At 64.9% G+C, this 21856-nt stretch carries 18 protein-coding genes and 1 pseudogene; 12 read left to right on the top strand and 7 right to left on the bottom strand.

Annotated features, from left to right (window positions below):
• The first annotated feature begins 225 nt into the window (after nucleotides 1-225).
• The 3 genes from ACWEF2_RS22845 (at nucleotide 226) to ACWEF2_RS22835 (ending at nucleotide 3050) form a co-directional block, all read left to right on the top strand.
• A complete protein-coding gene (locus tag ACWEF2_RS22845; protein WP_453818211.1) occupies nucleotides 226-1089 on the top strand; it encodes an NUDIX hydrolase in 864 nt (287 codons plus the stop codon).
• A gap of 189 nt (nucleotides 1090-1278) precedes the next feature.
• Complete coding sequence (locus ACWEF2_RS22840; protein WP_453818209.1) at nucleotides 1279-2319, top strand: permease; 1041 nt, start codon at nucleotides 1279-1281, stop codon at nucleotides 2317-2319.
• Nucleotides 2316-3050: a TIGR03943 family putative permease subunit gene (locus ACWEF2_RS22835; protein WP_453818207.1), complete on the top strand. Its 735-nt coding sequence runs from the start codon at nucleotides 2316-2318 to the stop codon at nucleotides 3048-3050. The genes ACWEF2_RS22840 and ACWEF2_RS22835 overlap by 4 nt, the downstream gene beginning before the upstream one ends.
• A 70-nt stretch (nucleotides 3051-3120) precedes the next feature.
• Here ACWEF2_RS22835 and ACWEF2_RS22830 read toward each other — a convergent pair whose 3' ends face one another.
• The gene (locus tag ACWEF2_RS22830; RefSeq protein ID WP_453818205.1) at nucleotides 3121-3876 is read right to left on the bottom strand and encodes a PrsW family glutamic-type intramembrane protease; all 756 of its coding nucleotides are present in this window, start codon (nucleotides 3874-3876) and stop codon (nucleotides 3121-3123) included.
• 264 nt (nucleotides 3877-4140) lie between these two features.
• On the opposite strand from ACWEF2_RS22830, the gene ACWEF2_RS22825 reads away from it, so the two are divergent.
• From ACWEF2_RS22825 to ACWEF2_RS22815, 3 genes are all read left to right on the top strand, one after another.
• A complete protein-coding gene (locus ACWEF2_RS22825) occupies nucleotides 4141-4716 on the top strand; it encodes a hypothetical protein (protein WP_453818203.1) in 576 nt (191 codons plus the stop codon).
• Between the two features lie 348 nt (nucleotides 4717-5064).
• Nucleotides 5065-5346: a hypothetical protein gene (locus ACWEF2_RS22820; protein WP_453818201.1), complete on the top strand. Its 282-nt coding sequence runs from the start codon at nucleotides 5065-5067 to the stop codon at nucleotides 5344-5346.
• A 438-nt stretch (nucleotides 5347-5784) separates the two neighbouring features.
• Nucleotides 5785-6642, top strand: a complete 858-nt coding sequence (locus ACWEF2_RS22815) for a class I SAM-dependent methyltransferase (RefSeq protein ID WP_453818199.1) — start codon at nucleotides 5785-5787, stop codon at nucleotides 6640-6642.
• A gap of 381 nt (nucleotides 6643-7023) precedes the next feature.
• On the opposite strand, the gene ACWEF2_RS22810 is transcribed toward ACWEF2_RS22815, so the two are convergent.
• Nucleotides 7024-7734, bottom strand: a complete 711-nt coding sequence (locus tag ACWEF2_RS22810) for a class I SAM-dependent methyltransferase (RefSeq protein WP_453818197.1) — start codon at nucleotides 7732-7734, stop codon at nucleotides 7024-7026.
• Nucleotides 7735-8048: 314 nt separating this feature from the next.
• Nucleotides 8049-8570, bottom strand: coding sequence for an ATP-binding protein (locus ACWEF2_RS22805; RefSeq protein WP_453818195.1), 522 nt, complete (start codon nucleotides 8568-8570; stop codon nucleotides 8049-8051).
• 221 nt (nucleotides 8571-8791) lie between these two features.
• On the opposite strand from ACWEF2_RS22805, the gene ACWEF2_RS22800 reads away from it, so the two are divergent.
• The gene (locus ACWEF2_RS22800) at nucleotides 8792-9040 is read left to right on the top strand and encodes a cell division protein SepF (RefSeq protein WP_453818193.1); all 249 of its coding nucleotides are present in this window, start codon (nucleotides 8792-8794) and stop codon (nucleotides 9038-9040) included.
• Nucleotides 9041-9940: 900 nt separating this feature from the next.
• Here the strand turns inward: ACWEF2_RS22800 and ACWEF2_RS22795 are convergent.
• Nucleotides 9941-10420, bottom strand: coding sequence for a hypothetical protein (locus tag ACWEF2_RS22795; protein WP_453818191.1), 480 nt, complete (start codon nucleotides 10418-10420; stop codon nucleotides 9941-9943).
• 31 nt (nucleotides 10421-10451) lie between these two features.
• Complete coding sequence (locus tag ACWEF2_RS22790) at nucleotides 10452-11882, bottom strand: hypothetical protein (RefSeq protein ID WP_453818189.1); 1431 nt, start codon at nucleotides 11880-11882, stop codon at nucleotides 10452-10454.
• A 174-nt stretch (nucleotides 11883-12056) separates the two neighbouring features.
• On the opposite strand from ACWEF2_RS22790, the gene ACWEF2_RS22785 reads away from it, so the two are divergent.
• The 3 genes from ACWEF2_RS22785 to ACWEF2_RS22775 all read left to right on the top strand — a co-directional run bounded on the left by ACWEF2_RS22785 (nucleotide 12057) and on the right by ACWEF2_RS22775 (nucleotide 14085).
• Nucleotides 12057-12929 (top strand): hypothetical protein, encoded by an 873-nt coding sequence (locus tag ACWEF2_RS22785; RefSeq protein ID WP_453818187.1) that lies wholly within the window; start codon nucleotides 12057-12059, stop codon nucleotides 12927-12929.
• Entirely contained in the window at nucleotides 12926-13333 is a 408-nt protein-coding gene (locus ACWEF2_RS22780) for a hypothetical protein (protein ID WP_453818185.1), read from the top strand. The genes ACWEF2_RS22785 and ACWEF2_RS22780 overlap by 4 nt, the downstream gene beginning before the upstream one ends.
• A 497-nt stretch (nucleotides 13334-13830) precedes the next feature.
• Nucleotides 13831-14085, top strand: a complete 255-nt coding sequence (locus tag ACWEF2_RS22775) for a BldC family transcriptional regulator (protein ID WP_453818183.1) — start codon at nucleotides 13831-13833, stop codon at nucleotides 14083-14085.
• A gap of 477 nt (nucleotides 14086-14562) precedes the next feature.
• Here ACWEF2_RS22775 and ACWEF2_RS22770 read toward each other — a convergent pair whose 3' ends face one another.
• The gene (locus ACWEF2_RS22770; protein ID WP_453818181.1) at nucleotides 14563-16224 is read right to left on the bottom strand and encodes a hypothetical protein; all 1662 of its coding nucleotides are present in this window, start codon (nucleotides 16222-16224) and stop codon (nucleotides 14563-14565) included.
• Nucleotides 16225-16790: 566 nt separating this feature from the next.
• Nucleotides 16791-18233 (bottom strand): annotated as a pseudogene (locus tag ACWEF2_RS22765) (IS3 family transposase).
• Between the two features lie 362 nt (nucleotides 18234-18595).
• Between ACWEF2_RS22765 and ACWEF2_RS22760 the strand changes: the two are divergent.
• Both ACWEF2_RS22760 and ACWEF2_RS22755 read left to right on the top strand, forming a co-directional pair.
• Entirely contained in the window at nucleotides 18596-20332 is a 1737-nt protein-coding gene (locus ACWEF2_RS22760; RefSeq protein WP_453818180.1) for a DUF262 domain-containing protein, read from the top strand.
• A complete protein-coding gene (locus ACWEF2_RS22755) occupies nucleotides 20319-21569 on the top strand; it encodes a type II toxin-antitoxin system HipA family toxin (protein WP_453818178.1) in 1251 nt (416 codons plus the stop codon). The genes ACWEF2_RS22760 and ACWEF2_RS22755 overlap by 14 nt, the downstream gene beginning before the upstream one ends.
• Nucleotides 21570-21856 lie beyond the last annotated feature (287 nt).

The following is a 21856-nucleotide window of genomic DNA, read 5'->3' as shown; positions in this document are numbered from 1 at the left end:
TTCGGATATCGGAGTGGTCCGGCGGAGAGCACCGGGACTTTCCGAGGAGCGGTGGGTGCGTGCGGCCTGTGCCGTGATCGTGCGCGTGAGGTGCGACCCGGAGGGGCCGGAGTAGGCGGGGCCGTGGGCCGGGCGGTGGAATGGTGGGGCCGGATATTGATATATCGGTCTATGCCAGCATGGCCCGCACCTGGGAACCGACGCCTGCTGGTGCATGATTGAGCCATGGTGGCCAAGGACGGAGACGGGTGGGCCCGGTGTGATCGCGGACATCGGCACTGGGGGGTGCACGGTGCGTCCGGACTACTCGCCGTCCACCACGATCCCGCCGGGACACCCCGCGTCCTGATGCAGAAACGCTCCACGTGGAGTCATCACGGCGGCACCTGGGGCCTGCCCGGCGGCGCCCTGGACAGCCACGAGGACGCCGTCGCGGGCGCCTTCCGCGAGGCCCGCGAGGAGGCCACCCTGGACGGCGGCGACCTCCGGGTCCAGGGGGTGTATCTCGACGACCACGGCGGCTGGTCCTTCCACACCGTGATCGCCGAAGCCTCCGACCTGCTGGAGGCGGCCCCGGCCAACGACGAGAGCGCCGACCTGCGCTGGCTCGCCCCCGACGAGCTTCCCAGCGGGGAACTGCACCCCGGGTTCGCCGAGACCTGGCCGACGATCAGTCAGGCGCTCGGCCCGCTGCTGGTCGTCCTCGACGCCGCCAACATCGTCGGCGCCCGAGCCGAGCACGGCTGGTGGAGGGACAGGGCCGGCGCCACCGCCAAGCTGCTCTCCGAGGTCGGCGCCCTGAGCGCGGGCGGGGTGCGCGCCGTACCCGACGCCCTTCCCGCCCTGGTCCGGTGGTTCCCCCGCTTCACGATGGTCGTCGAGGGTGGCGCCAGGGGCGTCGCCGAGATCCCCGGCGTCTCGGTGATCGCCGCTCCGGGGAGCGGCGACGACGCCATCGTGCGGGCCGTACGGGATGCCGCCGGGTGGGAGCGCGTCCTGGTGGTCACCGCCGACCGGGGCCTGCGCGGACGGGTCACCGCCCTGGGTGCCGGGGTCGCCGGCCCGAGATGGCTGCTCTCTCAGCTTTAGCCCGAGACGGCTGCCGTCCGGCTTCGGACGTGCCACGCGTGCGAACGTGCCGCGTCCCGAATGTTCCAAGGCTCCTAACATGCCACGTCCCACAGCCGCGTCCTGAGCGGGCCGCGCCCCGAACGGATCGCCCTTCGAACGGGCCGCACTTCGAATGTTCCACGTGGAACATCCACCGAGTCTGCCACGATGGAGGACGTGCCCGAGCTGCGAACCGACCCGCGGAACACCTGGGACGACGGAGACAGGACGGTTCCTCCGGATACCTGGGGCCGCGAAACCGCACCGGGGCTCTCCCTGCCGTGGGGGTTCGCGCTCGTCGTCGTCCTGCTGGTCGTGGGCCGGTCCGTGCTCACGCCCCATCTGACCTCGCCGGCGCTCCAGACCTGGGCCACGATCTTCGTGGCGATCTGCGTGCAGGCCCTGCCCTTCCTGGTCTTCGGCGTGGCCCTGTCCGCCGCGATCACCGCGTTCGTCCCGGCGTCGTTCTGGACCAGGGCGCTGCCCGGCCACCCGGCCGCCGCCGTACCCGTCGCGGGGATGGCGGGCGCGGTGCTGCCCGGCTGCGAGTGCGCGTCGGTGCCGGTGGCGTCGGGCCTGATGGCCCGGGGGGTGACCCCGGCCGCCGCGCTGGCCTTCCTGCTCGCGTCTCCGGCCGTCAACCCGGTCGTGCTGATCGCGACCGCCGTCGCCTTCCCCGGACAGCCGATGATGGTGGCCTCCAGGTTCGGGGCGTCGCTGGCCGTGGCGGTCCTGGCCGGCTGGCTCTGGCTGCGGTTCGGCCGTAGCGAGTGGCTGCGGATCCCGGACCGCCCGCACGGGGACGGGCCGGGGTGGGCGCGGTTCGGTGAGGCGATGCGCCATGATCTGCTCCACGCGGGCGGGTTCCTCATCCTCGGCGGCCTGGCCGCCGCCACCCTGAACGTCATGGTTCCCCGGGAGTGGCTGACCTCGGTGGCCGGGGTGCCGGCGGCGGCCGTCCTGACGATGGCCCTGCTGGCGGTGCTGTTGTCCGTCTGCTCGGAGGCCGACGCGTTCGTGGCGGCCTCGATGACCGCGTTCTCGCCGACCGCGAAGCTGGCCTTCCTGGTGGTCGGGCCGATGGTGGACCTGAAGTTGATCGCCCTGCAGTCCGGTACGTTCGGCAGGGCGTTCGCGGTCCGGTTCGTCCCGCTGACCTTCGTGCTCGCCGTTCTGGTGAGCAGCCTTGTCGGAGGGCTCGTGCTGTGAACCGCGTGACCCAGAACCTGGTCCTGACCCTGCTCGGCTGCGCCGTACTGCGGATCTCGGCGTTCTCCACGATCTACCTGAACTACGTGAGGCCCGGTTTCCGGCCGTTTCTGATCATCGCGGGGGCGGTGCTGGTGGTCCTGGGTGTCGCCGGGCTGTTCCGGAGCCTCCGGCCGGGGCGGTTCTTCCCCGCCGAGCCCCACGCCCAGGAGGACGGGCACGGCCACTCCCATGACGGCCCCCGGGTCGCCTGGCTGATGTGCCTGCCGGTGTTCGCCGTCTTCCTGGTCGCGCCGCCGCCGCTGGGCTCGTTCGCCGCCGCCCGATCCGACACCCCGCCACCGCGCGGCCACGCGATCGGCGCCTTCGCCCCGCTGACCGGCGACGGTCCGGTGGACATGACGATCGGCGAGTTCATCGGCCGGGCCTGGGACGACGACAAGAAGTCCCTCACCGGCCGCCAGGTCAGGCTGACCGGCTTCGTCACCCCGTCGAAGAAGCCGGGTCAGTGGTACGTCACCCGCATGCGGATCGCCTGCTGCGCCGCGGACGCCTTCCCGCTCAAGGTCGTGGTCCGGGGGATCAAGGCGCCGCCCGTGGACACCTGGGTCGAGGTCACCGGCACCTGGATCCCGCACACGTTCGGCACGATGCCCAACGGGGTGGTCTATCCGGAGCTGTCGGGCACGAGCCTCGTGACGGTCGAAACGCCGGACGAGCCGTACGACTGACGTCCTCCCCGGTGTGAAGACCGGAGCACCGGCCCGCGTTCCGGGTGGCGCGACCCCGGGTGCGCGGAGGTCAGGCGCGGGACGGCCGCGGGACAGGCGCCACCGCGGGGGCCAGGTCGAGGGTGGCCCGGTGGAACAGCCAGTAGCTCACCAGCGCGACGACGGGGAAGAGAAGCCGGACGGGGCCGGGAAGGTCGAGGGTGAGGAGGCCGTCGTTGAGCGAGTGCAGTACGGCCGCCGCCGCGAAGACCCCGGTGACGGCGCTCGTGACGACGACCCGCCCCCTGGACTGCCAGACCCCGAAGGCGATCGCGCAGATCAGGCCGGTCCAGGCGAGATGGCTGAACGGTGTGGTGAGGCCCCGCATGAACAGCACCACACCCGCCCCGACCGCGCTGTCGTGGTTGATGCTCTTCCAGGCGTAGGACATCGACTCCATGATCGCGAACCCGGTCGCGCAGGACAGGCCCAGCGCGACCCCGGCGGGTTTGGTGAGGTGGCGGCGGGTGAGCGCGACGGCGAGGAGGGGAACGAACTTGGCCGCCTCCTCGATCCATCCGACCCGCAGGATCGTGGGGTCGCTCTTGTCGGGGATGAGGAGGGAGTCGAGGTATCCACCGAGCAGGAGGGCGACTCCCCCGCCGAACAGGAACATCCCCGCCAGTGTGATGCCCGGTACGGTGTCGCCGATCCCGGTACGGTCGTGGATGGCGACGAGGAGGGCGACGGGGCCGGACGCCGCCCCGTAGAAGAAGGCCGCCGGCATCACCGCGCGGTTGCCGACCGTCTCCGTCATGAGGATGAGCGCGGCGGAGAGTGCCATCATCCCGACCCACACTTTGAACCATCTACGGCGATAGAACCCTAAATGTTCCCGCATGCGAAGTAATTCCCCATTCAGGATGACCTAAATTCGGACGAATGGTGCATTTTTCGCTAAAGGTCGACCTCTGCTCCACCGCCCATATCCCCGCTCGCCCTCACTCCCTCCCCCTGTCGCCTCTCCGCCGCCCCCGCCGTCGTGGCCGATCACGAGCGGCCGGAGTTAAGATCACCTCTGTCCATCCCCGCCGGCCCTCGGAGGCCCCACGTGGACCACCCGCCGCGGTACGGCAGGCCACCGCGGGGCGAGGCGGGCCGGGGACTGGCCGCGATAGTGATCATGATCGTCGGTGTGCTCATCGGGGCGGTCGTCACCGTGGTGACGGTGCTCAGCCCGGCCCCCGAACCGGAACCCTCCCCCGCTCCGCGGAACTCCCAGTGGTCGGAGACCGAGGTACGGCAGGCCGCCCAGCTCGCACTCGACACCTACGCCGGCGAGGCGTACGGCGACTTCTGGGACCTGTGGAGCACACGGGCACAGGAGCTGATCAGGCGCGAGGACTACGTCAGACTGTTCCGGCTCTGCCCGCCGGCCACGCGGGACACCCGGTTCACCATCACCGCCGTCACGATCACCGGCGAGGGCGCCACGGTCCAGGCGACCCGGTCCGGCACCCCGGAGGGCTTCGACTTCCTCTTCGAGGACGGCTCATGGCGCTACACCCCGCCGCCGGAACAGCAGCGGGAGTACCAGACCAGGACGGCCGACCAGATCGCCCAGGAGAGACGGACGGCGGGGACCTGCGGATCGACCGCGCCCACCTCCCCCACGTCATCGGGATGATCCACCCGGACGTCGCCCTCCGGGACCCGGTCACGGTCCGACACCGGAAGACGGACCTCCCGGCACAGGCGGACCGGCTTCCTCGGTCAGGCGAGGAGGGAGGCACGGCGCGCGGGCAGGGATTGTCAGCCGAGAAAAGCGGGACGAGGATGTTCATCAACCGGAGGATGAAGCAGTAATCTCCAACAAGAATCATCACAGACCTTTATTCGCACCCCAACACACCCCTTTATCGCAAATGATCGGTCAACCGTATGGCATAATCGGAAATCTATGAATAGTGTGGGAGCAATGCCCCGGCGGGCAGCCGATCCGCACTCCCGGCAGAGGTGACGGAGGCCAAGCCAGATGAATGTGCACTCCGGGATTGCGATGCTGTTCGCCTTCGCGGCCGGCGCGCTCGGAGTTTACGTGTTGAGAACCGAGCGGCTGCCCCGGTGGATCCGCAACCGTGATCAGCACCATCCGCAGACGTATGGGTGGGCGAAACTACTGATGGCCACATTCATCACGATGATTGTCATACCTCAGACCGTGGACCTGCCCTATGGCCTGGTGATCGGCCTGATCATGCTGGGACTCGTGGCCGCCGCGGCATCCTGGTGGCTGACGTTGAAGCGAATTCGCTGATCCGGCCTCGCCCATTCGACGAGACTCCCCGCGGCCCGGCCGCCCCGCCGTCTCCGGTCGGCCCAGAGGGCGGTGCCGTCCGGACGGCACCGACGACCGGAACGGCGGAGCCTTTTCCGGTCGGCCGGAAGTGATCAGCCCCGGGTCCGGGGCGACACGTTCCGCCCTTCGATATCGGGTGCCACCCGGCTCCCGGACACGCTCCTCTCCCGCCTGGTGGTTCATACGTCGACCGGAGACTCGGCCAGGAAGCGGAACATCGAGACACAAGTGATTCGGAGCAGGTGAAGCGGCAGGTCCGGAAAGGCGATACGTCAGTGACCGAATCGGCACACGACCCGACATTTCCTGGGAAATTCCGGTTCTCACGTCCTCCGAACCCCTCCTTCGACCGTCTTAGCCGGGACGTATCAATGTGAAGGATGGGGAAAGGCTTTCATGTCAGAGCCATTACGGCGCCGCACCACACGGACCATGCGCGCGATGGGTGCGGCCATCACCACTCCGCCCTGGGTGCCCCCGGGTCACTTCTACTCACCGCTCACCGCCGCGACGGACGTGCGACGGGCCGTCGCCTGGAAACGGACCCCGGGCAGGGACCGTGTCCCGGGCGTCGAACTCCACGAGGCCGAGCAGGTCGCGCTGGCCACCAGCCTGGCCGAGGAGCTCGGCCAGCCGTTCGACGGACCGAGATACACGCCGTCGAACTCCATGTTCGGCCCCGCCGACGCGGCCGTGTACCGATCGATGCTCCGCCACCAGCGGCCCAGGCGGGTGATGGAGATCGGCTCCGGCTTCTCCACCGCGCTCGCGCTGGACACCGTCGACTACCCCGTCGAGCTGACCTGCGTCGAGCCCTACCCCGACCGCCTGCTGGGCCTGCTCCGCCCCGGGGACACCGATCGGCTGAACCTGCTGCGCTCCCCCGTGCAGGACGTCCCCCTGGAAACCTACGCGAAGCTGGAGTCGGGCGACCTGCTGTTCATCGACTCCACCCACGTCGCCAAGGCCGGCTCCGACGTGCTCTGGCTGTTCCTGCAGGTGCTGCCACGGCTCGCACCAGGGGTCGTGGTCCACGTCCACGACGTCTTCTGGCCGTTCGACTATCCCGACGACTGGCTACGCGAGGGCCGCGACTGGACCGAGAACTACCTCCTGCACGCCTTCCTCGTCGGCAACTCCGGCTACGAGATCCTGTTGTTCTCCTCCTGGCTCTGGCAGGAACACCCCGAACTCGTCCCCAAGGCACTCGCCACCGAGAACCCCGGCTCCATCTGGATGCGCAGCACCGGCTGACGCCGATCGACAGCAACCTCCACGGCGCGGGTGCCCCCTCCACCCACGCCGGCCTCGAAACGGAAGACCACTCCGCCCGAGTGAACCTGTCCCGGCTCATCCGATCGGCCCCGTTCCGGCGGGCACCGCCCAAGATCGCCGGACATGACGACACCCGCCCCTGCTTCCGCCTCCGGCCGGCTCCGGCCACGGATCTCCGTCCGGTACGGCGACAGCACCGCCCGAACCCCATGTCCACTGTCTCACCGCCGAGTTCTTCCCACCGACCGATGGCCCGGACGGAGCGGTGAGCATCACCGCCGACGAGATCCGTACACCGGCGGACGCGAGCGTGAAAGCCCACTCGTACGGCATGGACCACGGCACCGGCGCAGCTGTGCCCTATCGCCGTGACCGAGCACCTGTGCCGCCGGGGTGGTCGGGGGCGTCCCAGACCATGGCGTGTGCCCGGCCCACGTTGCCGAACCCGGCGGTGGTGAAGACCTGTCGGTATGCCCGCTCGAACTGTTCCCGGCTGAGGTATCGATCGCTGACCCGGTGGTCCAGCCATGCGCCGGTCGACAGCCGGTAGATCTCCCACGCCTCGGCGGGGCCCCGACGGACAGAGTTACGGAGGAGTTTGCGTAGTTCGCCGCCGTACAGCCACCAGCGTGGGTTGGCCGGCCGCGGTGAGACGGTGTCGACGAGCACGGCCCGCCCGCCCGGGGCCACCAGGGTTTTGATACGACGCAGTGCGGCGTTGAGATCGGGTACGTGGTGCAGGGTGGCGGCACTGAGCACAAAGTCGTAGCGGCCCGCGTCCTCGACATCGAGCAGGTCTGCCCGCCGATAGGCGACGTTCGGCCGAGACCGTCGTCCGCGGGCCAGTTCGACCATCGAGCCGGACAGATCGACGGCGTCGACCTGGGCGAACCGCTCGGCGAGGATCACCGCGTGCCGCCCCGCTCCACACCCCAGGTCCAGCGCGCGCCGCCCGGAAAGGGGCAGCACCTCCGGCAGCCAGCCCCCGACATGGTCTCCTACCAACTCGTGCAGCCGGTCGTACTCCTCGGCGATACGGTCAAAGGATTGAGCCTGATCCCGTGCGATCACCCGCCACCTCCCGACGCGGATCACAATGGGCCCTCTATCTGATCCACCGCGGGTCAGATGGCATACGCGGCCCACCCTGAACGCCCCTGCTATCGCACCCCAAAGTACGAGATGTTCCAGGGACGAGAAGCGAAGTTCCGGACCGTCGACCGCCTCCGGCTACTGCTGCGACCGGAAACGTCCACCGGGGTGCACACGTGTCCGGCAGGGTTCTCATAGGCAAGGACCGGGAGCAGTGAAGGAGTCCACGCGGTTTTTTGGCAGGAGGCGGTCAGTGTTGCCACCCGCGCCTGTTTTCGCGTGGCGGGCGGACCTCAACCATTGACGGCCTCTGCGATCTGCAGGGCGACCTGGGCGGGCGTGAGGTGCGTGGTGTCGACGACCTCGGCCTCGCCGTGCAGCCACGTGCGGGCCGCTTCGGCGTAGGGCTCAAGGTATTTGAGACGGAATGGGGAGGGGCCAAGAAGAGTGTCCCCCTCGATGCGCCCTCGGAGGGTGTCCTGGTCAGCGTGGAGGACGAAGTGCCGTACCGGAATGGCATGTTGGGCGAGGCCCGTGCTGATCTCGCGCCAGTACTGCTCCACCAGGACGGTCATGGGCATCACCAGAGTGCCGCCGGTGTAGTCGAGTACGCGGCGGGCGGTCTCGACGACGAGTGGCCGCCACGGCGGCCAGTGCTGGAAGTTGTCCGTCCCGGGCAGCCCCGGCGTGATGTTCATGAGTGTCTCGCCGACCTTCTCGGCGTCGAACACCCGTGAATCCGGGATCAGCTGCTGCACGAGCACACTGGTCGTCGTCTTGCCTGCGCCGTGGGTACCGTTGAGCCATACGATCACGGGACCCGATGCTAGCTGTGCGGGCCGCGGGAACGAACACCGGGAAACAGGTCTAGTGCCGTGGCGGATGGCATGGCCACCGCCGGTGAACGTTTCCGGTCACAGCACTAGGCACGGCGGCCGGCCCGCGTCAGGCGATCGCGAGGGCGGTGACGGCCCGGTGCCGTACCCCGATCCGGAAGGGGGCTTGACGTCCATCGTGGGCGGTGGAGACTGATGCAATGATCAAGACACTCTGTCCTCGGAACTACAGCGAGGCGCTCTACGTGGGGCATTTCTTCCGTACGGGCACCCCCGTGGTGATGGACCTCACCAAGCTGCCGAACGACGAGGCCAAGCAGTTCGTGGACTTCGCCGCCGGCCTGGTGTTCGGCAGGGGCGGGGACATGGACCGTCTGTCGCCCAAAGTGTTCTTGCTGATGCCCCGGGGAATGACCAAACGATCACCGGCCACCGACGAGGCGCGGTAGGTAGGTGCCCGGGGGCCAAAGCGGCACTCAACGTCGTTCCACGTATATTCCTATTCCGCAGACTCCGGCATGGAACCGCCCACGGTGGCGTACGGCTGCGCAGCCTGAAAACGATCAGCGACACCCGGTCCAGGGGAAATCTCTGGTTCGATACTTTGGCGAGGTGTCGACCAGCGAGCGCCGCCTGTCAACCGAGGAACAAGCCGTGATTCTGGCCCTTCTCGTCCAGGACTTCCCCGGCGTCGACGAACTTCGGACTCAGGTCCCTTCGGCGGTCGTGACCAGGAACTGCGGATGCGGATGCGCAACGGTCGATCTTCACGTGGAAAGCGGACCTCGTGCGCTCGCCGCTCCGGTGCGAGACGGAGTTTTGATCTCCGCCAGCGTACGCGGGCGCGGTGGCGGTGTTCTGCTCCTCGTCGAGGAAGGTCGGCTCCCGTGCCTGGAGGTCTACTCCGTCGAGGACGAGCCTGCCCCGCTTCCCCGGCCTGAAGATCTCGTCATTGAGCCGCTGAATTCGTGGAAGTGACATCCCACCGAGCCGGCAAGGCCGAGGGGCGAAAACGCGGATCAAAAGGTCGATCTTGGGCCAGCACGGCGAGTCAATGCAGGTCAGCAGATATATGCGGGATCATCCTGAACAGCTGTGAAGGCTCCTGTATCGCAAACCTAAACCGCACCCCCGGCAGCCGATAAGCCGGGAAAAGTCCCGCCCTCTCGACCACCTTCGGTCCTGTACTTCAGGTCAGCCGATGTCGTGGGGTCGTGAGGGTCGTACTCGCCTCCGTCGGCTCACCAGACCAGACAGCCGTACCCGGCAGTTTCTCCGCTTCTCAAGCATGTTTCCGATGGCCCAGGAGACTACTGAAAGCCCCCTCAATCCCGGCACACGTCAACGTTTCATTCTCTGGCTGCGCCCTCCGGCCAGATCACGGTCACTCGCACGCCACGCCGCCCGGCTTCCGCAACGACATCTGCCGTCCCGCCCGCGTCCATGGACGGCTCACCGTCCCACACCGCCACGAGTTCGGCGATCGAGCCCAGCATCGCCTCGTTGGCCGCGACGTACGCTTCCCGGCCGGCGTGGTCGAAATCCATGACGCGAACCTGAGCGGCCCTGCCCAGCAACCGGTCGAACTGCTCTGCGTGATCCGGCTTGACCTTGGTGTCGCGGTAGTCTCGCGAAGGCAGGACGACTTCGAGAGTCCCGCCCACCCCCAGGACGGCGTCGGCGAACAACGAGTCGGCCCCACGCGCGATGCAGGACACCCCCGTCACCTCATCGGTTACCTCCGCAAGACGCGAACGAAGCACATCGGACACGAGGCGAGCCGTATCCGGGGTCAGGTTCATGTGACCGGTCACACCGATACGCACCATCAGCATCTCCTGATCGACGACAACGATCTCTTCAGCGTGCCAGTGTCTCCTGGATCTGCTGACTCAGGACAGTCATCACAGAATCGCGCCGCTCCGTGATCTCCATGTACAGCTCACGGAGTTGGACACGCACTCGATCGGACTGAACTTGACCGGCCGTGTCTGCGGCGGCACTTCCCACCATGACCGCTTCGTCCAGGTCGCCATTCAACAGGTGCGCTTGGGCGAGCCCTACCTGGTCCAGGGCGAGGCTGCGCATGCTAGAGCGCTTGCGTAGTTCCAGCGCCCGCCCAATGTGGATCAGGGCGTCGGATGCGTAGCGGCGATCTCGATCTCGGCGCGCCATCTCCAAGTAGCGTCCGCCGGTAACGCCAGCCAGTTCGGCCGCGTCGAAGTAGGTGATCCATTCGGGGTCAGGGTCACCGTCGCAGATCCCGTTGAAGGCGTCCTCGGCCGCGTCCGTCGCTCGCCGGAACGCTTCGGACCTGCCCAGCGCGGCATAGGCCCACGCCTCGCGGGTGTGCAACATGGCCCGCAACCTGGGCGTGCTGGCTGCCTGGACTCCGTCTAAAGCCAAGCGGACCAGCTCTAGTGCGTCCTGCGGCTGGTCGAGGTAGAGCAACTGGCGGGCCATGGATGCCAGAACGCTGGCCCCGAACGGTTGGTCCTTGGCGGGCTTGGCTGCTTGGAGGGCCAAGACGTAGTACTTCTGCGCCGCGGTCTGCATGCCGCAGTCCCACGACATGGTGGCGGCAACCTTCGCCAGCTCGGCCATCACGTGAAACAGTCGCACAGTGATATCGCGGGGATGGGAATCTCGCAGCAGATCGGCGACCTCATTGAGCTGGCCGACCACTGCTTTGCGTGCGAGACCTCCGCCTTGGGAGTCGTCCCAAGCCCGGAAGACATCGGTGGTCGTCTCAAGCTGGGCCACTTCATCAGCACCGATACGCCCCGTCTGGGGAGCGGCGGGAAACTCCCCTGAGGTCTTGGTCAGCCAGCACTGAACAGGGTCGATGAGCGGAAGGCCCGCTGTTATGGCCAGCGCCTTGATGGCTTGGCGACGGTCAAGCATTAGATCACTTCTGGTGACGTCGTAAACGGCGCTTACTGTAGATCGCGGTTCCCATACCCACGGGAGACCCGGTTCAGTCACCGCGATACCCGTTAGTTCATCGCTCTCAGTAGGAATCGAAAACGCAGGCGGCGAGACATTGAAGATAACAGACTCGTCAAGGCTGAAAGCGCGAGCATACAACGTTGGATAAGGGTCTTTCGGCCGGTGCTCGCCCGCCTCCCAGTTCTTGATGTTACGGATGATGCTTTCGCGCGCAGGAAGACGGCCGCGCGTCTCCTCGCTGGCTGCCTCCACCAGCCGCTTGGCCATGTCCCGTTGAGACCATTCACGATTGCGCCGTTCGTCCCGTAATCGTGTAGCCCAGGGGGGAATTTCGCCGGTCATTGGCGCACCTCTTCGGAGGCCGGGGAAAGAGCTCTTTCCCTCAGTTTCCCTTACTCCCACCTGGTCGCGCGCGCTTTTACAACGATCTCATAAGAGGTGAATGTCTAAACAGACGGGACCCGCAGGCGCTGACACGCCGTACGGGTCCCTTGATCAGGAAGCGAGTCCTGACCCATGGCACACCATAGTGCCCCGATCCTCAACCGGGCCATGGCGTCCCGAGGCGGCTGCGGCTGCTTCGCCGACGCCGTACCGATGCCGATGGGGTGCGCCGCATGCGGGCACGCGCCTTACGCGCACGGCTGTCCCGGCCAGTCCGCTGACCACGACTACGTACAGCCGTCCGGCGCGCTGATGCGGATGCGCCTTCAGGCTCGCCGCCTCGGCCACCCCCTGCCCGTCTTCGAGCCGCCCGCCGACGTGGCCCCGGCCGAGGTGATCCCCCTGGTGCCCGCCCAGCGCCGTCCCGACCTGCCTGCGCCCGCCGCTCCGGTCACGCCCGCCATACGGTCGCCGCTGCCCAAGCGGACGCCCCGCCCCGGCCGGCACCCCCGTTCAGGGCCACCGCCGCGCCACCCCGGCGTGCGAACGGCCGGCGCCCCGCACCCCGATGGCCGGCGCCCCGCACCCCGCGGCATGCCTCCGGCCATCGGCGGCCTTCGCGAGACCGAGACCACCCCGCCTGCGCACCGGCCGCCGACCCCGTACGGCGCCTTCCAGAGCCTTCTTCCCCACCCCATGAAACGGGCTCGCCGGACGCTGCAGGCGTCCAGACGAGCCCTCAACCGGACACTGGAGGTCCGATCCATGCACGATGGTAGATCCACAACGCCCCAGTCCGCGACGTCCGCGACGGCGGTGATCCCCGGGTGGCAGGTGTTCCTCAGCGACAGGGGCCGTTTCTGGGCCAGCCGCCGAGAGCCGTTCTCCCCGGAGGCGTTCCACGCCGGGGCCGAGCGCACCGTGGACGCCGACACCTTCGAGCAGCTCCAGGCCGAGACCACCCGCCAGGAGGAAACCGCGACGGCCCAGGCGGTGAAGGCATGATGTGGCACCGCGACCCCCGCGACTCCGGTACTTCCGGCCGCCACCGCGCCGGGCAGGTCCGCCCGGCCGTGGTGTACCGCCGCCTGTGGGACGGCCCGGCCCGCGCCCAGGCCGAACAGCTCGCCCAGGCGTGGCCGAGCTGGACCGTCCTGTACGGCGTCGGCAGCCGACGCTTCTACGCCCTGGCCACCTGGCAGGTCTCCGAACCCTTGATGGTCGAAGCCGCCACCGCCGAGGAACTGGAGAGACGGATGTACGAGGCGGTCATGACCGTGACCGCCCGCCGCGAAATCCCCCTCACCACCCCGGCCCCGGCGCCCCCGAGCAGGCGCGGCGGCGCTCCTTCCCCGGTATCCGCCGCCGCGCCACATCACCCCCGCCACCCCTACCGGAGAGCCGCATGACCACCCCCGAACAGGAACATCAGCGCGCCGAACTGGAGAAGGCACACCCCGATCGGAAGATCACCTGCCTGAGTGATCTCTCCACCCCCTCCAGTACGGCACCCGCCGCACTCCGCTCAGCGAGGAGCAGAACGTCTCCGACGCCCGCCAGACCCCGCTGTGCTCCTCCGCCGAACACCTGGCCAAGGAACTTGCCTTTCAAGCCGGGCTGACGCGCACCATGGACCCGATCTTCATTCTCTGAGCCGGTGCGGCGGCATCACCTCCCCAGGGGACGCCGTCGCACCCACCGCCGTGCGGCCCGGGCCGGAGGGGGCCCGGGCCGCATCCCAACGCGGTCCCCTCCTGGAGGGGAGGGGAACCGCACGCACCGGCCGGACCGCACCCCCGGCCCGGCCGGTGCACCCCCGAACACTCGGCCGCCCTCGCCGTACACGCCGAGATGCTCCACCGCGTCCGCCGACAGTCCCCCGACACCCACCAGGAGAAATTCCCCCATGAAGGGCATCAAGATCATCGGTGACGACGGCTCTACCGCCATCACCCCTCTCCCCGCCCTCCCGCCCCGGTTCGAGCCGCTGCTCACCCCCGCCGAGGTCGCGACCATGTTCCGCGTCGACCCCAAAACCGTCAACCGCTGGGCCCTGGCGGGAAGACTCACCAGCACCCGCACCCTGGGCGGCCACCGCCGCTACCACAAGGCCGAAGTCCTCGCGCTCCTGGCGGGCAGCACCCAGAAACGCGACGAGTGACGAGCCCTGGAGTGAGGAGGCGCCGCTGTTCGCCCGGCCGGGCGGCCGGCCGTACGCGCCTGATCGGGTCTCGCTGCGCTTCCGGGAGATCGCGACGATCGGCTGCGCTCCTGGATCGAGTGGTGCGACCTCGCCTTCTAATCCGTAGGTCCCTAATCAATGTCCAGGACCGTTCAGACCAGTTCACCGCGAAGGCTGCGAGCAGTCCAGTTGTTCAGATTGATCCGTCGATGTTCACTACCGTCCGCCTCGATGGCTCCCAGGTTGGCTCCCGGAACAGGCTTGCCAGTGCCTACGTGAGCTGCTCATCCTCCTCACAGTAATCCGCTCGGAAGCCCGCCCTGACCGATCATCCCGTCGCCGTCATCCCCCCTCTGGGGAGCAGGCCAAGGGCGGGGGTCAAGGCGGCGCACCCTACGTCCGAACAACCTTGACCCCCGCCCCTGTCATCCGCCGACAGCGCTGACTACACCGTGATCATGCGGGCCGGTCATTGACCGTTGCGCAAGCCACGTTCGCGCTCACACGCTCGCCGTTCTGGTGCTTGAGCACCCATATGCCCTTTTCATTGAAACGGATCCATGCCTCGCCGTCGTTAAGTCCCCGTATCCAACCGGCGGACACACCACCGAATATCCGCACGCCCTTGTCTCGTTCCAAAAACTGGATATACCCCTTGCCTTCGCCTGATCCTTGGACCTGGTTGGTGATCACGCTGTTCACGTCGGCCTTGTCGGCAAACACGGTTCCCCAGGCTTGTCCGGCCCCCTTGCGCACGTTCAGGCCTTCCTTGGGGAAGCTGATCCATCCGTCGTCGGCATGCCGTCCCTGTACCCATTCAGTGTTGATGCCGTTGAGATCGGCCTTGTCGGCGTGCACGGTCCCCCATGCCCCGCCCCCCTGACGAACATCGAGCCCATCCTTCGGGAAGCTGATCTTCCCGTCGTCAGCACCTCTCCCCTGCACCCATTCGGTATTGATGCCGTTGAGGTCGGCCTTGTCGGCGTGTACGGTTCCCCATGTTCCGTTTCCTTGACGGATGTCGAGTCCGTCCTTGGGGAAGCTGATCTTCCCGTCGTCGGTGCTTCTCCCCTGCACCCATTCAGTGTTCACACCATTGAGATCGGCCTTGTCGGCGTGCACGGTCCCCCATGCCCCGCCCCCCTGACGAACATCGAGCCCATCCTTCGGGAAGCTGATCTTCCCGTCGTCAGCACCTCTCCCCTGCACCCATTCGGTGTTCACACCATTGAGATCGGCCCTGTCGGCATACACAGTCCCCCGCCCGCCGGAGTTGTTGAAGATCTCCACCCCTGTGCCGGTGAAAGTGACGCGCCCCTTGTTCGCCGTCCCCTGGACCCAGGGGGTGTCGATGCCAGTCGTGGCGGTGAGGGTTTCCAGGACGGGATAGCGAACCTGAACGGTCGTGGTGAGAAAGTGCTGCTTCTGAGTGGTGGGGTCGGTGGCGACCAAGACGTAGGTGGTAGCCCGCTTCGGGGCTTCGGCCGGCGACCAGGTATGCGTGCCCCGGGCGATAGCCGCATGCCCACCGGGGAACCGGATCTCGTAGCTGAAGTCGTCGGACCCATCCCAGCTCAGCGTGAGGTTTTCTCCGGCGTCCAGCATGGCCTTGTCCGGGCGGAAGTCGCGCGGTGCCGGAATCTCCTTGGGAGCGGCCTTCACCACCGGCACCGCCGCGTAGCTGGTCTGCCACCCTTTACTGGTTTTGATGATCTCGGTCACCATCAGCACGGCCACCCCGGCGGTGGGAGCGACGGTGACGTTCTCCAATGTCAGCACCATGTAGTCACCAGACGCGAAACCTTCTATGCGACCGCTCTGGGGGGTGACCTGGAAGACGTTGGCACCTTGCGGCTGGACAATCACCGGCTGGGTGTCCGCCTGGGGGCCCGACTGGGTGTCGGTGTACTCGCCCTTCGGCTTGATCGTGCTGATGTCCCGGGTGAGGTGGCCGGCGCCGTCACCGACGGGTACCTTCACCTCGATCCTCAACCAGGGCACCGTCCGTCTGGTGTTGGTGACCATCAGATACACCGTCCCCGTGGACGGAGACCGCCCGTCCACTGACGCCTCCAGGGATGTCGGGTCGGTGAGAATGGTGTAGGTCAGCGCAGTCAAGGTCGCGACTCCTTCTCTTGGCAGACAGCACAGGTCGATGCCCTGCGCACTACGAGAGGACCAGGCCGGGCAGAACAGGTGGTGGCACGGGTGAGGCGTCTGGAACCCGCCGCTTGTGACGCACCACAGAAGACCCCCTTCCTGGATCCAAACGCCAGGATGAGAGCACAACAAGAGCACTCAAGGGGGCCATAACGGGGCGCTTCAGCAATATCCTCAGTGTCTTGACAAGTATTTGGACCATGCTCTAATAGCAGCGCTGCGAACGCCTGCCAGCCGTGACAAGCGCGGTGATCAAGAAGTCGATTCGATCAAGGTCGGAGGCTCTGACCTGCGATCACGGTGTCCGTGGACGTTCGTCGAATTCCGCCGTCGTTCATCTCTTGGCTGTACAGCCAAACCGCATTAGCAGCTCGGATTTCGGTCGTCCCGATCGGTTCAATCTGGACCAACGGGCTCGGCCGGTCCGCCTGGAACGGCAGGGTACGGCGGTGAACTGCACCCCAAACTGCAACCCGGGCCACGGAACTTGTCAAGCTCGGTGAGACATGATTGCCTTAGCCGTTCTATGCCTGCTTCTCCCGTTTGCCGGGGTCGTTGATCCACGCTTTCGCGGGGATCGCGGGTGGAACCGGTCTCCTGAGGAACCGGCCGGGGTTGGCCTGATAGGCGACCTCCAGGGTCTCGGCCCGCTGGGCGCGGATCTGCTCCGCGGTGCCGAAGTGCACCGAGGCCGGAGTGTGCAGCCCGATCCCCGAATGGCGGTGCTCGTGGTTGTAAATAGGTGAAGAACGCCTCGCAGAACGCGCGGGCATCATCGATGCTCCCGAACCGCTCGGGAAAGGCCGGGCAGTACTTCAGCGTCTTGAACGCCGCCTCCGGGTAGGGGCTGTCATTGGAGGTCTTCGGCCGCGAATGCGAGCGGGTGATCTGCAGGTCGGCCAGTAGTGCGGCCACGTCGCCCGATGTCATCGAGGTGCCGCGGCCGGAGTGCACCACGCGCGGCCGGCCACCTTTGCGAGCCACGGCGGTGGCGATGAAGTCAGCGGCCAACCCGGCGCTTTCCCGGTGCTCGACCCGCCAGCCGACCACGTAACGGCTGTAGATGTCGAGCATCACATACAGGTCGTAGGTGATGCCCGGACGGGGCCCCTTGAGCTTGGTGATGTCCCAGGAGAACACCTGGCCAGGTGCGTCGGCGACCAGCTCGGGGATCGATTTGGCCGGGTGGCGGGCCTGAGCGCGGCGCTCGCGCACACCGTCCTCGGCACGCAGCAGCCGGTACATCGTGGAGATGCTGCACAGCTAGAGGCCCTCGTCCAGCAGCGTCGCCCACACCTGCGGCGGAGCTTTATCGATGAACCGGCAGGAGTTGAGCGTCTCCAGCACCTCGTGCCGCTCGGCGCGTGACAGCGCGTTGGGCGGGGCCGGACGCGGCGCGGGCGGGCCGGCAAACAAAGGCTTGGGGTTGCGTCGCCGATACAGGGCTGCCCGTGAGATCCCGGTCAGCTCGCAGGCGCGCTTGATGGTCAGTACCCGCTCCAGCTGCTCGAATGCTTCGGTGATCACTCGGTCGGCCTGCTCGGCCTGCCCGGGGTGTCCACCTCCTCGGACAGCAGTTGTAAGAGCTCGTGTGCTTTTCCCAGGATCGTCAGCGCCTTCTGGGTCTTGGCCAGCTCCGCGGCGAGCTTCTCGTTCTCCCGCCGCAGCCGCTCGGCCTCTTTGTCGGCCGGGTTCTTGGCGTCTTTGCGCACCGGCGGCTTGGGTTCCAGCGCCTGCAGCGCTCCATGATCGCGGGCCAGCCGCCAGTCCAGGATGTGCGTGGAGTACAGGCCCTCGCGGCGCAGCAGCGCTCCCTTGGCGCCCGGCTCGGTCAGCGCGTCGTACTCGGCCACGATTCGTAGTTTGTACTCGGCGCTGAACCTGCGCCGTTTGGGCCGCTCGGCCCGTGGCCCCTTCGGCTCTGGCTCCGAACTCACTGTTACATCATCACGCACGCCGACACTCAGGTCGGCGGCAGTCAAGGTCACGATCGTCAACGGTCCTGTTCTCGCCCTACATGCAGCTCAGAAGGGTACTTCCTCCTGATGTCTCACCTGCCCCTGCCAAAGAGGGGGATCCGCCGTTCCTGACGATCTTCTTAGCAGCGCTCCTCGGTCCCGTCGACAGATCTGGGCCAACATCCCAGGTACAACAGCCACACTGTGGTGTGGCGCGACGGTCAAGATCTACGCTGACCGTGTATGCCCCTCGCTACCTCATGAGATGTCGCAAGCGCTTCATCTTCCTGACGTTGCAGAGACTTGGTGGGAGCCTAGAGGGAGCATCATGGTGCCTGTCTGGCAAGGTAGAGGTAACGAGAAGGAGCAGGATGAGCACAGGACTCGATGCCCGCCCGAACGCCACTATGTTCACCGTCGAGGCTCTGGTCAGGATGGCCTGGGAGGGCCAGATTCGCGTACCACACTTTCAGCGCGACTTCCGATGGCAGCGGCAAGATGTTATTCGACTTTTCGATAGCATAGTTCGGGGATACCCAGTCGGTTCCCTACTTCTTTGGCGTCGACCAGCCGCAGCCCATGCCTTGCAACTAGGCGCGCTGAGAGTTGAGGCGCCAACGAGCGATCGGGCTCTTTGGGTCGTCGATGGCCAACAGCGAATCACTAGTCTTGCAAATGCTCTACACGAAAGAGGATCAGATGATCCTCGCTTCTCTCTTGCTTATGATCTGCGTACTAATCAGTTTGTACCAAGGCCATTAGCAGAAGAGTCGGCAGTGATTCCTCTGCCTGTCATTTTCGATCTAACTAAGGTTCTGCGCTGGTTCGCAGCAAATCCAGAAGCAATGGAATATGTCGACCGGGCGAATGAGATCACCCAAACTCTACGCCAGTTCGCAATTCCGGCTTATGAGGTCGTCCAGGACGATGCGAGGGTGCTGCAAGACATCTTCGACCGGATGAACAATTACGGCAAACGTCTCAGCAGAGCTGAAATATTCTCGGCCCTGTTCGCTGGCGAAGAGAAGAAAAAAGACAGCGCGCTAACTTTTGATCGAATCGCCGAGAATCTGGATGAAGACCTAGGTTTCGGAATCATTGATAATGACACAGTACTCCAAGCAGTACTAGCACGCCGCGGCCCAGACACCAAACGAGAAATTCGCAACGAGTTCGGTGATGAGGAGGGCAAAAACGAGATCCGCCGTGGCCATCAGGCGGGGCGAGCGATTATCGAGTTCCCTGACGAAGATCGTGATACCGCATACCGGCTTGGAGAGGAGGCAATGCGGCGAGCGGTAATGTTCCTCCAAGACGTGGCAGGTGTACCACATTTCAGCATGCTCGCATATAGACACCTACTCATCGTACTTACTCGACTATTCGCCCATCACCCCAAGCCCGACGAGCGTAACCTTAGATTGCTACGTCGATGGTTCTGGCGGGCTGCAGTAGTCGGACCGGAGATTTTCAAGGGAAGTACCACGGGGGCAATTCGATTCCTTTGCTTCGCCGTGAAGCCTAATGACCTATCAGGGTCTATCAAAGAGCTGCTAGCGCTAGTCGACCGATCCGACCCTCCGCTTCCTGATTTGCGTCGATTCAGAAGTAATGAAGCGGCAACAAAGATGATTCTCTGTGCGTGGTGGGCTGCAGAGCCACGTTCATTGGAGGATGGTGAGCCGTTTGATCGTGAAGATCTATCCGCTTGCTTGATAGACCGGCCGACGGCTCTAGACGCTGTACGATACATAGTGCCGCGCCTGATGGTACCAAAAGATTATCGCCTCTGGGCCGCAGACCGCGTATTGATGCCGCCACTGGATACCGAATCTGGCGCGATCGAAGGTTTGGCCGCAAGTCGCCCCCTAACGTTGAGTGAAAATACATGGCGTAAAGCGCTTGCTTCTCACTCCATCAATCCTTCAATGACACGTCTACTGGCTGCAGGCAACACCGTAGGGTTTCTCAAAGCAAGACAAGAAACACTACAGCGACAACTGATCTCGTTCATGCACTCCATGTGCGAATGGGGCTTTGAAAATACGCCTCCGCTGACAGAACTGCTAGTGGAAGACCTCAGTGAGGACAGCGATGAACCTTCGTGAAGTTCGCCATGCAGTGTGGCTTGGGGGTTCTTGTATTGGTTCTATCTACCAAAGAGGTGACTATACACGGTTCGCTCTGAGCGACGAATATCGCAATGACCCAAATCGAGCGGTGCTAGGTCTAATATTTGAGCAAGACTTGTTGAAGTCGCATGCTTCCGCTCTACGGCTTCCGCCCTGGTTTTCTAACTTGCTACCTGAGGGCCAACTTCGTAGCTGGGTAGCAGATGACCGAAGCGTTTCCGCTGATCGCGAGATGGAACTGCTTGCTCAGGTTGGGCATGATCTGCCTGGCGCGATACAAGTACTTCCAGCTGACGTTTCCCCAGAGGACCGATGGTGGGAGCCGATTGACCGTAATGACGAGGGATTGCCATTGTCGCCGGTCGATGGACACCCCGGTTGGCGGTTTTCTCTTGCTGGAGTACAGCTGAAGTTCTCTATGCTTTCCCAGCGCGATCGGCTAACCATGCCTGCCTTTGGGGAAGGCGGGGATTGGATAGTCAAGCTGCCAGACCGCGAATATCCAGACGTGCCACGTAATGAATTCACGATGATGTCATTGGCCGCTTCTGTAGGGATCAATGTCCCTGAGATAAAACTCGTGCATCGCGATGATATTGACGGCTTGCCCGATAACGTCTGGCCCGGAAGAGAAGAATGGTGCTATGCAATACGTCGATTCGATCGCGACGACGAAAGGCGCCTCATTCATATCGAAGATCTAGCCCAAGTATGCAACGTCTACCCCGAGCGCAAATACTCAGGAAATTACGAATCTGTCGCATCTCTCATTTACAGAGGTCATGACGTTGAAGCCTTGCGCGAGTTCGCCAGAAGGCTTGCTTTAATCATACTGATCAATAACGGAGATGCGCATCTGAAGAACTGGTCGCTCATCTATCAAAACCCTCGAATTCCAACTCTATCTCCAGTTTACGACTTGGTTTCCACTGCCGCATACAAAATGCCCGGAGGGCGCGAAGACCTGGGGCTTAAATTTGGGGGATCCAAACTATTCGGACGAGTCAGCGTGAGCACCTTCAAACGACTTCAGGACAAGCTAGGGGCATTTGATGCCGACTTGCCGGATGTTGTGTCTGAAACTGTCATGCACACTCAGCAAGAGTGGTCGAAATTTGCAGAGATTCTGAGCGATAATCAATCGTTGATGCTTAGCATCTCCAATAGCATAGAAACACACAGTAAAACACTCCTCGGAAACCATGAACACTAATCACAGGTAGCCAAGGCTTACATATTTTTAGATTATTGAAACTCTAGCCGCAATGCCCTTGAAGACTATATCCACTTTCTGCTATGCGTGCCATTGATAGTTAGAGGTGAGACAGACCTGGCGAATCGTTCTTCTACAGAGATGTCGCCAAGCTCATACGCCTCTTTGCATAACCGGTTGTCAGGACAGATCACACGACGCTTTAGAGTATTCCTGCCGCTACATGCGTTCCCCATGTTTTACTGTCTCCAGGTCGCCACCGTCCGAGCTCGTTGGGTCGGGGCTGA

It is taken from the genome of Streptosporangium sp. NPDC004631 (genome assembly GCF_053601935.1).
This window is presented reverse-complemented; position numbering and strand designations above follow the sequence as displayed.